This window comes from Nocardiopsis alkaliphila YIM 80379 (genome assembly GCF_000341005.1).
GTDB lineage: Bacteria > Actinomycetota > Actinomycetes > Streptosporangiales > Streptosporangiaceae > Nocardiopsis > Nocardiopsis alkaliphila.
This window is the reverse complement of record NZ_ANBD01000110.1, coordinates 1-9,734: the sequence shown is the minus strand read 5'-3', so window position 1 is coordinate 9,734 and position 9,734 is coordinate 1. Positions and strand designations below refer to the sequence as shown.

Annotated in this window: 9 protein-coding genes; 3 read left to right on the top strand and 6 right to left on the bottom strand. The window is 69.8% G+C overall.

Annotated features, from left to right (window positions below):
• Positions 1-1,431: TIGR02677 family protein (locus D472_RS0115935; protein ID WP_026117745.1), on the bottom strand; the 1,431-nt coding region annotated here is incomplete at its 3' end.
• 220 nt (positions 1,432-1,651) lie between these two features.
• On the opposite strand from D472_RS0115935, the gene D472_RS0115930 reads away from it, so the two are divergent.
• On the top strand, positions 1,652-2,272 hold the full coding sequence (locus D472_RS0115930; protein WP_033303986.1) for a restriction endonuclease: 621 nt from the start codon (positions 1,652-1,654) through the stop codon (positions 2,270-2,272).
• Between the two features lie 183 nt (positions 2,273-2,455).
• Here D472_RS0115930 and D472_RS0115925 read toward each other — a convergent pair whose 3' ends face one another.
• From D472_RS0115925 to D472_RS0115910, 5 genes are all read right to left on the bottom strand, one after another.
• Positions 2,456-3,367: a carbohydrate ABC transporter permease gene (locus D472_RS0115925; protein WP_017605471.1), complete on the bottom strand. Its 912-nt coding sequence runs from the start codon at positions 3,365-3,367 to the stop codon at positions 2,456-2,458.
• A complete protein-coding gene (locus tag D472_RS0115920) occupies positions 3,364-4,728 on the bottom strand; it encodes an ABC transporter permease subunit (RefSeq protein ID WP_017605470.1) in 1,365 nt (454 codons plus the stop codon). Before D472_RS0115920 ends, D472_RS0115925 begins: the two co-directional genes overlap by 4 nt.
• 27 nt (positions 4,729-4,755) lie before the next feature.
• Complete coding sequence (locus D472_RS29125; protein ID WP_017605469.1) at positions 4,756-5,121, bottom strand: hypothetical protein; 366 nt, start codon at positions 5,119-5,121, stop codon at positions 4,756-4,758.
• Positions 5,088-6,077: an ABC transporter substrate-binding protein gene (locus D472_RS26820; RefSeq protein WP_239642985.1), complete on the bottom strand. Its 990-nt coding sequence runs from the start codon at positions 6,075-6,077 to the stop codon at positions 5,088-5,090. The genes D472_RS29125 and D472_RS26820 overlap by 34 nt, the downstream gene beginning before the upstream one ends.
• Before the next feature lie 12 nt (positions 6,078-6,089).
• A complete protein-coding gene (locus D472_RS0115910; RefSeq protein WP_017605468.1) occupies positions 6,090-7,286 on the bottom strand; it encodes an ABC transporter ATP-binding protein in 1,197 nt (398 codons plus the stop codon).
• Positions 7,287-7,521: 235 nt separating this feature from the next.
• On the opposite strand from D472_RS0115910, the gene D472_RS0115905 reads away from it, so the two are divergent.
• Both D472_RS0115905 and D472_RS0115900 read left to right on the top strand, forming a co-directional pair.
• Positions 7,522-8,217 (top strand): response regulator transcription factor, encoded by a 696-nt coding sequence (locus D472_RS0115905; protein ID WP_026117743.1) that lies wholly within the window; start codon positions 7,522-7,524, stop codon positions 8,215-8,217.
• Complete coding sequence (locus tag D472_RS0115900; RefSeq protein WP_017605466.1) at positions 8,214-9,545, top strand: sensor histidine kinase; 1,332 nt, start codon at positions 8,214-8,216, stop codon at positions 9,543-9,545. Before D472_RS0115905 ends, D472_RS0115900 begins: the two co-directional genes overlap by 4 nt.
• The last annotated feature ends 189 nt before the right edge of the window (positions 9,546-9,734 follow it).

The window sequence follows — 9,734 nt, the reverse complement described above, 5'->3', positions numbered from 1 at the left end:
GGGCGGGAGCCGCACCAGGGTGCCGGCGTCGTCCCCGGTGGCCGATCCCAACCGTCCGGCGACCACCGAGCGTGATTCCAGGGCCTTGGTGACCAGGCGCAGCAGGATCCGTGTGTCGTCATCGTCCAGGACACGGTCGTAGGCGCCTTCTCGCACCAGTCGTGCGGCGGAGGCTTTCTCGCTCTGCCGTCGCAGTGCCTGCTCGCGGCGCAGTTCGGTACGGGCTCCCCGGTCCTGGCGCACCGGTTTGGGCACTCCGGGTGTGGGAGAGCGGTCGTTGCGGAACAGGGTGACCGAGACCTCCACCCCGGCGGCGTCGTGCCAGGAGGCGGAGGGTGGGAACTCGTCGCCGTCCTCGTGGGCCACGCCCAGGTGGCGGGCGGAACGGGTGTTGAAAGCGGCACCCATGAGGGCGTGGGCGGCGCCGTCGTCGGGGGTGTCGAACACCCACGCGGCCAGGTGGCGCAGCTGGGTGGAGCGGTTGACGCCGCCGCGCTGGGCCTCGGTGATCTGGCGCAGGAGCGCCACCACCCCGGAGACGGCCGAGCGGGTGGCCTGTCCGAGTTCGGCGGCCCGGGTGGGCGCCCCGCCCTCGGTGGCGAACCAGGCGCGCAGGGCCCGCCAGCGGCGGTTCCAGTCCTCCAGGCGTTGCGCCCGTGCCATGAACAGGCGTTCGTCGGCGTCGGCCGCACGGGAGAGCAGGGTGCTCAGACCGGTGGCCTCGACCTCGCGGACCGCGTGGTCCAGGCGGGGCAGGTAGCGGTCCAACTCCGCCATGAAGTCGGACAGGTGGACGAGCAGGGCGTTCTTGTGGCGCAGGAAGACCTCGGGGGAGGCTTCGGTGGAGCGCAGGATCTCCCCCAGGGTCACGTGGAACTGGGCGGAGCGCCGGCCCATCTCCTCCATGACCGAGTCCAGGCGGGACAGGCGACGGTAGACGTCCTCGACCCGGCCGGTGCGGCTGGCCTGGGCCAGGGCGCCAAGGTCCTCCAACACGTCGGAGAAGACCAGGCGGGACAGGTTGACGTCCTCCACCCGGGCGCCCAGGACTCCTTCGACCGCCTGGTAGGCGCGATATCCGAGTTCGCTGAACTGGTAGACGGATTGGCGGTTACGGTAACCGGCCAGGGTGCCGGCGCGGGAGGCGTCGTCGAAGCGGTGCACCAGACCGTCGGTGGCGAGTTCGTCGAGACGGCGGCGCAGGTCGGCGGCGGCCACGATGGGGGCGTCGGGGTGGTGGGCGGCGAGTTCGCGCAGGACCGCCTCGACCTCGTGCGCGCCGACCTGGACCTGGTGGACCTCACGGAGGCGGTCCACGGCACGCAGGATCCACAGGTAGGTGACGTGGTCGTCGCGTCGAGTGAAGTTGAACAGGCGGAAGCGGTCGCTGACGGCGAGCGCGTCCAGGTCCAGCGCCGCGCGTTCGACCACGGCTTCCACCCCCATGTCCTCGTGGTCGTCGTGGTCGAAAGGTCCACACCCCTGTGTGCGAACACCACGCCTGGGCCATTGTGACAGTGTCCGGGTGCGTCCCGGTCCCGGTCGGCGGGGGATCCCCGGTCGGCTTGGTCACGCCGGTCGGGTCGCCGCGTGGAGATGTCGTTCTCGCGTGCGAGGATGTGCTCGCCATGCCCCGCCCCTTGGGAGGAACGTGAGTGTACGACGTGTACGACGTGTACGACGTGGACGGCGAGGACGGCTGCGAGAGGCGCTGCCACTGACGGTGGTGCTCGTCCTGCTGGGTCTGGGGTGGCTGTACGACCACGCCGACCGCCCGGGAGTGTGGATGGCCGTGGGTGCGGTGACGGTGCTCGTACTGCTCGCGATGGGGTGGTGGGCATGGTCGCGGCTGCGGTCGGCCCGGGAGCGGTGGATCGTCTCACGAACCGGGATCGCGGGGATCGACACGATGACCGGGAGACAGTTCGAGGAACACGTGGCGCGGCTACTGCGCGCCCACGGGTACACACGGGTGACGACGGTGGGCGGGGCCTTCGACGGCGGGGTGGACCTGCGCGCGCAGACCCCGGACGGCAGGCCCATCGCGGTGCAGTGCAAGCGGTGGCGCCGGCCGGTGCCGCCCAACGAGGTGCGGGCGTTCCTCGGGGCGCTGGCCGGGGGGCACCTGGGGTACCTGGGGATGTTCGTCGCCTCGAACGGGTTCACCCGGGAGGCCGTGCGCGAGGCCGGTGACGGGATGGTCTTGGTGGATCGGCACGAACTGGGGCTGTGGATGGCGGGCGAACGCGCCCCGCGACTGCCACCCCGCTGAATCCGGGCCGGAGCGGGCCGGGGTGGTCACCGCCCCGGGTCGGGGCCGTGGACGAGCCGCCTCACCGCCCTGTGGGAGAACGGGGAGAGCCCCGCGGAGGGGGGTGATCTCCGCGGGGCTCGACGGCCGGAAGCGGTCGTATGGAGGGAGGGATGGGCACGACCGTGGCCGCCTGGTTCATGGTCACTTGGTGGAGCCGGCGAACACCCCCTGGACGAAGTACCGCTGGAAGGCGAAGAACACCAGGAGCGGTACCAGCATGGACAGGAAGGCGCCCGAGGCCAGGACGTCGACGTTGGTGCCGAACTGGCGCAGCTGGGAGCGCAGCGCCACGGTCAGCGGGGCCGAGTCCGGGCTGGTGAACACCAAGGCGACGAGCATGTCGTTCCACACCCACAGGAATTGGAAGACCGCCAAGGAGGCCAGGGCGGGCCGGGCCACCGGCAGGACCACCTTGCGAAAGATCCGCAGTTCACGGGCCCCGTCCATGCGTGCCGCCTCCAGCAGGTCCCGGGGGATGGCGATGAAGGAGTTGCGCAGCAAGAAGACCGCGAAGGGCAGTCCGAAGGCCACGTGGAACAGGATGGCGCCCAGGATGGAACCGAAGATGCCCAGGGCTCCGTACAACTGGGCGATGGGGATGAGCGCGGCCTGGACGGGCAGCACCAACAGGCCCACCACGGCGACCATGATCCAGTCCCGTCCGGGAAGGTCCATCCACGCCAGGGCGTAGGCGGCCAGGGCGCCGATTCCCACGACCAGGATCGTGGAGGGCACCGAGATGTAGACGGTGTTGAGGAACGACTGGACGATGACGTCGTCGTTCACCAGCCCTTGGTAGTTGGCCAGGGTCAGCTCGGTGGGCTTGAGCAGGACCGTCCACCAACCGCTGTTGGTGTTGTCGGCCTCCGAACGCAGCGATACCAGGAGCAGACCCACCACCGGCACCATCCAGAACAGGGCGACGGCGACCAGGAGGAACTGTAGGGTTCCCGATCCCAGGCGGCTCACCAGGCGGGAGGCCGGGCCGCGTCGTGGGGCGCCGGAGACCGAGACCTCGACGACGGAGGGCGAGTTCTTGGAGGTGGTGCTCATGGGCGCTCCCGTCGGAACCGGCGGATGTTGAAGTACATGATCGGCAGGACCAGTACCAGCAGCAGGACCACGAGCGCGCTGCCCAGTCCCTGGTTTCCGCCCGCGCCGAAGGAGACCTGCCACATCTGTAGGGCGATGACACCGGCGTCGGCCTGTACCGATCCGGGGGCGATGACGAACACCAGGTCGAAGATCTTGAGCACGTTGATCACCAACGTCACGAAGACCACCAGCAGCAGGGGTCCGAGCAGTGGCACGGTGACCTTGCGGAACACCTGCCATTCGGTGGCGCCGTCGACCCTGGCCGCTTCCAGGGCGTCACGCGGGATGGCGGCCAGTCCGGCGGCGATGAAGGTGATCGCGAACCCGGTCATGATCCACACCCAGGAGGAGATGATCACCGGGGTGATCAGGGCGGGTCCGAGCCAGGTCAGGCCACGGAAGGATTCGGTGAAGTTGTCGGCGCCCAGGTGCAGGGAGTACTCCCCCGGTTCCAGGCCGGACAGGGTGAAGCGGCCGTCGTCGCCGGTGGTGGCCATGGCGACCACCCGGCCGTCCTGGAGGGCCTCGACCCTCAGGCGTGGCATACCGTTCTCATCGTCGTCGAGGGCGCCCGCCTCACCGTCCAGGGCCACGTCCAGCCAGGCCACTCCTTGGATGCGCCCCTGGGCCGGGGCGGGCGGGATGGCCGGGGCGGCCTGTTCGGGCAGGTCTCCGGGGCGCACGCCCACCATGGGGACCTCGACGACCTGACCGGGTTCGTGGGGAGTGGAGCTGGTGAAACCGCCGAGTGCGGTGTCGGCTTTCCAGCCGTCCTCACGCGGCTGGGCCCCGGGGTACTCCGAAGGGGAGACGAAGACGTCGTGGACGGTGACCACGGCCGCGTTGACCACACCCCGGTCGGGGTTCTCGTCGTAGACCAGGCGGAAGATGATTCCGGAGGCGAACAGGGAGATCGCCATGGGCATGAACAGCAGGATCCGGAAGGCGGTCGCCCAACGGACGCGCTCGGTCAGGACCGCGAAGGTCAGCCCGAGCCCGGTGACCAGGGCCGGGGCGACCAACACCCAGATCCCGGTGTTGCGGATCGCGGTGAGGGTGCGGTCGTCGGTGAACATGTGGACGTAGTTCTCGAGTCCGACGAACCGTGCCCCGGAAGCGTCGAAGAGGCTGCGCACCACCGAGTAGAGGGCCGGGTAGGCCAGGAACACGGCGAGGAACAACAGCGCGGGCAGCAGGAAGAGCGTGGCCGGACCGAACAGGCGACGCGACCGGGAGGGGCCGATGCGTGGGGTGGCTCCCCCACCGGCGGATTCGGCGGGGTCCGCGGCGGTGGGGGCGGTGTCGTGGGACGTGGTCATCGAAAGCCTCGGTCGCGTGTGGGGAGGTCACTTGCCATGGGCACGGGCGGCCTCGGACTCCAAACGTTCCATGGTGCCCTCGACGTCGGAGGGGTCGCCCAGGAAGTCTTGGAGGCTCTGCCACATGCCGTCGCCGACGGTCGCCCCGAAGGCGGCGGGTTGCAGGTCGGACAGGTCGAAGCGGACACCGTCACCGGCGAGGACGATCTGTTCGGCGACCTGACCGGTGATCGGGTCGGAGTAGTCGTCGGCGGTCAGGTGACGGTTGGGCGAGACGAACCCGCCGAGGGCGGCCCACTCCGCGGCCGCCTCGGTGGTGGCCAAGAAGCGCAGCAGTTCCATGGTGGCCTCACCCTCGCTCATGGCCACGGCGGCGTCCCCGGCCACGACCACCGATTCACCGTCACCGTCGACGTAGGGGAACGGGAAGATCCGGGCGTCGTCACCGACGGTGGCGTTGGTACCGGCACCGACCACCCCNCGGCCCCCACCACCATGGCGGCCTCGGGATCGTCGCCGTAGACGTTGACGACCGAGGTGGGGAAGTCGGTTTGCAGCGTGCCACTGGTGCCGCCCAGGAGCAGGCGTTCGTTGCCCCAGACCTCGGCGAGGGTGCGCAGGGCGACCTCGACGCTGGGGTCGGTCCAGGGGATCTCGTGCCTGCTGAGTCGGTCGTACATCCGTGGCCCGGCGGTCTGTAGGTAGACGTTCTCGAACCAGTCGGTGAGCACCCAGCCGTCCGCCCCGGCGATGGAGAGCGGGCTGATACCGGTGTCGGCGAGGTTGTCGGAGAGTTCGACGAACTCCTCCCAGGTCGGCGGTGGCGTGGCGCCGGTCTCGGCGAAGAGTCCGTCGTTGTACCAGACCAGGGACTTGTTGGCGACCTTGAGGTAGACCCCATAGGGGCGCTCGTCCACCGAACCGATCTCGGTCCAGACTCCGGCCATGTTCTCGTCGAGGGTCTGGACGACCTCCTCGGAGAGGGGAACGAGCACGCCCTCGGCGGCGAAGTGCTCGATCAGCCCTGCCTGGGGGATGAGCGCCACGTCGGGTGCGTCACCGCCTTGGACGCGGGTCTGTAGGACGGTCTGAAGGTCGTCACCGGCTCCGCTGTAGGAGACGGTGGCGCCGGTCTGCTGTTCGAAGAGGGCCAGGACCTGCTCGAAGGCCTCCTGTTCGTCACCCGCCCAGGGGCCCACGATCTCCAATTCCCGTCCGGCCAGGTCGGCGTCGAAGGCCGTGGCGGAGTCACCGTCGCCGCAGGCGGTGACGGTCAACCCCAGGGCCAGCAGGGCACAGGCGGTGCGTCGACGGTGGGAGCGCGTACCGAGGGGAGGGTGGAACTGCATGGGGGATGCTCCTCAGGTGTGGTCGATCGCGATGCCCGTGGTCGGGTCGAAGAACTGGATGCGTTCGGTGTCCACGGCGACGGTGATGGTCTGGCCCTCGAACACGTGGGTGCGAGGACTGAAGCGGCCCACGCACACCACCCCGTGGTCCGCTACGGACGGGAACTCGTCGGCGCCGGTCTCGCGGGCGAGTTCGCGGGTGTCCTCGGTGACCACGGGGGAGGCGCCGACGGGGAAGTGCACGAGGACGTCGGAGCCCATGGCCTCCACGAGGTCGGCGACGGAGGTGAGGGTGGCGCCTTCGGTGGCACCGACGATCCGGGCGTCCTCCATGTCCTCGGGGCGGATGCCCACGACCACCTTGCGACCGACGTGGCCGCGCAGTGCGGGACGTCGGTGCAAGAGGCCGTCGGGCAACTCCAAGGTCTGGTCCGCGACGTGGACGCGAAGACGCCCTTGGTCCTCGGTGAGTTCGACGCACATCAGGTTCATGCCGGGAGAGCCGACGAAACCGGCGACGAACAGGTTGTCCGGGCGGTCGTAGAGTTCCTGGGGCGGACCGACCTGTTGCAGGACACCGCGTTTCATCACCGCGACCCGGTCACCGAGGGTCATCGCCTCGGTCTGGTCGTGGGTGACGTAGACGGTGGTGACGCCGAGGTCGCGCTGTATACGGGCGATCTGGGCGCGCATCTGTACCCGGAGTTTGGCGTCCAGGTTGGACAGCGGCTCGTCCATGAGGAAGGCCCGAGGTTCGCGGACGATGGCGCGCCCCATGGCCACCCGCTGGCGTTGACCGCCGGACAGGTTGCCGGGTTTGCGACTCAGGTGTTCGCCCAGTTCCAAGACCTTGGCCACCTCACGCACCCGCCGGTCGATCTCGGTCTTGGGGAGCTTGCGCAACCGCAGGCCGAAGGCGATGTTCTCGTAGACGTTCAGGTGGGGGTACAGGGCGTAGGACTGGAAGACCATCGCCACGTCCCGGTCTCGGGCGGGCATGTCGTTCACGACCCGGTCGCCGATACGGATGGTGCCCTCGCTGACGTCCTCCAACCCCGCGACCATGCGCAGCGCGGTGGTCTTGCCACAGCCGGAGGGGCCCACCAGCACCAGGAACTCACCGTCCTGGACCTCTAGTGAGAGACCGTCGACGGCTCGGGTCCCGTCAGGGTAGACCTTGCCCAGGCCCTCGATCACGATCTCTGCCACGACACCTCCGCAAGGCGGGCGCTTCCTCGACCTCCCGCACCGTTTCAAGGCCGATTCGGGGGTGTGTGACGTGCACCACCGACGGCCGTGTGCCAAGACGGTAGCGACGCCTTCCCTAAGGAGGCCTTAACGTAACGTCTCTTTCGACTTAAGATCGCCGTTTCGCCCTGACCAGAGGGCATTTCGTCTGTTTCGAGGGGTCGCGGGAGGAGTTGACCTTCGTTAACGTGTGCGCATGGCAACGGTGTTACTGGTCGAGGACGACCAGAGGGTGCGTGATGCCCTGGTGCGCGCGCTCCGTGGGTTGGGGCACGTGGTCTTCCCGGTCGGTACCGCCTTGGACGCGCTCAGGGAGGCCGCCGAACACGAGCCCGACCTGGTGGTCTTGGACCTGGGGCTGCCCGACCTGGACGGGGCCTCGGCGTTACGGATGCTCCGTGGCCACAGCGACGTTCCGGTGATCGTGGCCACCGCTCGCGGCGACGAGCCCTCGATCGTTCGGCTACTGGAGGACGGCGCCGACGACTACGTGGTCAAGCCCTTCTCCAGCGCCCAGTTGGCGGCCCGAATGAACGCGTTGCTACGCCGTTCCGCCCGAGGTCGTGCCGGCGCCGTGGATCAGGGCGAACTGACCGTGGGCGAGCTGACCATCAGCCTGAGCCAGCGCAGGGCGTCCCTGGCGGGGCGGGCCCTGGAACTCTCCCGCCGCGAGTTCGACCTCTTGGCCTATCTGGCCGCACACGTGGGTCGGGTGGTGAGCCGGCGCGAGCTCGTGGAGGCCGTCTGGCACGAACACCCCTACGTGGGCCACGACCAGACCATCGACGTGCACATGTCCTGGCTGCGCCGCAAGCTCGGGGAGAGCGCGAGTCGCCCTCGGTACCTGCACACCGTGCGCGGGGTGGGATTGAAGCTGGTGGCGCCGGAGTGAGGGCACTGCTGGCACGCACCGTCGCCCTGGTGGCGACGTTGGTCGCGGTGGTCATGCTGGGGGCCGTCACGGTGTGGGCCTGGATGGAGTCATCCGAACGGGCGCGAACGCAAACCCACACCCAGGCGGAGCTGGTGGCCGCGGTGGTGAGGGTGGACGCCGACCCCGAGGTGCTGCACGGACTGGTGTCCTCCACCCCCGCCGGCGCGGCCGGGAGGTTGGCGATCCACCTGCCCGACGGTTCCACCGTGGGGGCGAGCCGGGCGCTGCCCGAGGAAGTGGAGGCACAGGCGCTTTCCTCCGATCCCCGTACCGTCTCGGTGGCGGAGGGGACGACCCACCTGGTGCGGGCGCGGACCCCCGATGGTGAGGCGGCGGTGGTGGAGGTGTTCCGTCCCCGGTGGGAGACGGCCGCGACGCTGGTCCGGGCCCTGGGCTGGTCGGTACCGGTGGCGTTGCTCGCCATCGCCGGAGCGGTGGCGTTGACCGACCGGTGGAGTCGTCCCGCCCTGCGCGCGCTGCGCGAGCTGGCGCGCACCGCCGTGGCGATCGGGCACGGTCGGTTGAACGCTCGGATACGGGTGAGCGGCCCTCGTGACCTGGTGGTGCTGGGTGAGTCGATCAACGCGATCGGGGAGCGGGTCCAGGACCTGCTCGCCAAGGAACGGGAGATGGCGGCCGACGTCTCCCACCGACTACGGACCCCGCTGACTGCGCTGCGCTTGGACACCGAGTCCCTGCCCGGAGCCGACGGTGAGCGGATCCGTGGCGCGGTGGCCGAGCTGGAACGGGACGTGGACGAGATCATCCGCAACGTACGCCCACGTCAGGTGGAGGCCGTCGAGGCCGAATGCGACCTGTCGGAGGCGGTACGCGACCGGATGGAATTCTGGTCGCTGCTCGCCCGGGACCAGGGCCGGGAGGTCGAGGTGGACCTGCCACCGGCTCCGACCCGGGTGGCGTTGTCCCGGGACGAGTGTGTGGCGGTGTTGGACGCCCTGGTGGCCAACGTGTTCCGGTACACCCCCGCGGGTCGGCCCTTCGCGGTGGCGGTGGTCGCCCACGCGGGTTGGGTGACGTTGGTGGTGGAGGACGCCGGGCCGGGGTTCGCCGATCCGACCTCGGCGTTGCGGCGCGGCAGCAGCGGCGGAGGGTCGACGGGCCTGGGGCTGGACATCGTGCGGCACGCGGTGGAGACCACGGGCGGCACCGTTCACCTGGAGCGGGGCAAGCTCGGTGGGGCGCGAGTGCGTTCACGCTTCGCCGAGTCGGGGGCGGACCACGACGAGGAACAGCCCAAGGCGTGGCGACTGCGCCGTTCGGGATGAGCGGCACGGAGCGTGGGCGCCCTCGTCCCCGCGCGCGGGGTGGCCCGAGCGCGGGGTGGAGGGGATGGACGGTTCCGCACCTGCCCCGGGGCCCGCCCGGGTCTATCGGTGCCGGTCCAGGAGTTGGGCGCAGCGGATCAACCCCAGGTGCGAGTACGCCTGCGGATGATTGCCCAACGCCCGCTCGGC